This window comes from Haemophilus sp. 27098_8_127, from assembly GCF_041433495.1.
Taxonomy (GTDB): domain Bacteria; phylum Pseudomonadota; class Gammaproteobacteria; order Enterobacterales; family Pasteurellaceae; genus Haemophilus_D.
In genome coordinates, this window is record NZ_JAPWBP010000023.1 from 1 (window position 1) to 1,742 (window position 1,742).

A 1,742-nucleotide genomic window follows, 5' to 3' on the forward strand; every position below is an offset into this window, starting at 1 on the left:
ATATTAATGAGATAAATATATTTGGAGTATTTATGTTTTGCCTTCAAAACATAAAGCAAAAAAAATTATTGAAAATGTATATTAGTGAGGAGTATAATTTGCGAGCTATTTTTTATTATATTGAGATTAAGTGGCATCCCATAATGAATTAGCTAACGTTATGTTATTATATAATATTATGTAAATTAATTATCTAAGGAAAAATATTGTATGAATCAAATTTATAAGGTTCTATGGAATCATGCCACCCAAAATTGGGTGGTAGCATCTGAATTGGCGCGTGGACAAGTTAAATCGTCAACAAATCAACTTATCAGTCAGCCAAGTGGCGAAAGTAAACTGAAAAAAACTTTTTATTTAACCACTCTCAGTACTGCCATTATTGCAAGTTTATTTTCTACATCAGCTACGGCTTATTCAGTAAACGCCAATGCTTGGGATGCTGGTGATTCAACAACATTAATAATCGGTGAGAAAAGTGATGCTTCAGGTCCACAAGGCGGAGCTTCGGCACATACCGGAGAACGGGGTACGGATACAGGAATAATAACAAGTAAGGTGCACCACTCTATCGCGATCGGGGGGAGTGCAAATGTAACGAATACAGCCAATGCGCTCGCTATTGGTTTTAATGCTAAAGTTGGTGAGACTACAAAAGGAAGTGTCGCACTGGGAGCTTATTCAAAAGTATCTGGGGCTCATACAAGTGAGGATGCTAAATCTATCACCATTGGAAATAAAACTTACAATTATGCTGGTCAAGCAAGTAGCGACACATCAGTCCTTTCCATTGGTTCTGGTGCAGCTGTTAATGATTGGATTCCTGGAAATCGTCAGCATGATGGTCGAGGGCACTGGTCTGATAAGATCGATAAAACCGCAACTAATAATTATAACTACCGTCAAATTCAAAACGTTGCTGCAGGTCGCGTATCAGAAGATTCAACTGACGCAATTAACGGTTCTCAACTCCATGCTTTAGTACAAGCAATGAATACAATTCAACCGTCAAAAGGATCTAAAAGCTATGTGGTGGCAGGCACAAATATAGCTAATGTTACGGAGTCAGAGAGATCTGATGGCGGTACGAATTTCACCGTAAATGCAGTTGGCACACATGTTGTTGGCGATGGGTTAGTTACCGCCAATAAAACACAAGAAGCTAACGCTCAAAATAACAATACCAATACTTATACCGTTAGTGTGAAAAAAGGATCAGTGAAGGCAAATGAAACAACGGGCGAATACGAAGAACCTACTGATCAAGAAGAAGGGGTGGTTACTGCTAAAAATTTAGTAGCGGCATTGAAAAAAGCTGGCTGGAAATTACAAGGTAATGGAAAAGGTGATTCAATCATCAATGCTGGTGATACAGTTGATTTCATCAATGGTAATGGTACTACAGCAACAGTTTCTAATAACAAGATTAAGTTTGATGTTAATAAAACAAATTTGACAGTATTCAACAATGGGCAACATGCAGGAAAAGTAGGGATTTCTCAATATGGTGATTATTTTGCCACTGCGGAACAGGTTGCCAATGCCATTAATAATTCTTTCTGGAAAGCAACCGCTGCTGGTAACGGAGGCGGAACACGTGTTGAGCAACCAATTAAAGCGGGTGATCTAGTTAAATTTATCGGTGGCGATGGTATTAAAGTTAATCAAGGTGGCGGAGATTTTACATTTAGCCTTGATGCGGACTACATTAAAAAACACCCTGATCTAAAAGGCGATACTGG

At 38.5% G+C, this 1,742-nt stretch carries 1 protein-coding gene; it reads left to right on the top strand.

Going from position 1 to position 1,742, the window contains the following annotated elements; all coding sequences use genetic code 11:
* Positions 1-210 precede the first annotated feature (210 nt).
* A partial coding sequence (locus tag O3746_RS10300) for an ESPR-type extended signal peptide-containing protein (RefSeq protein WP_371449031.1) occupies positions 211-1,742 on the top strand: 1,532 nt, incomplete at its 3' end.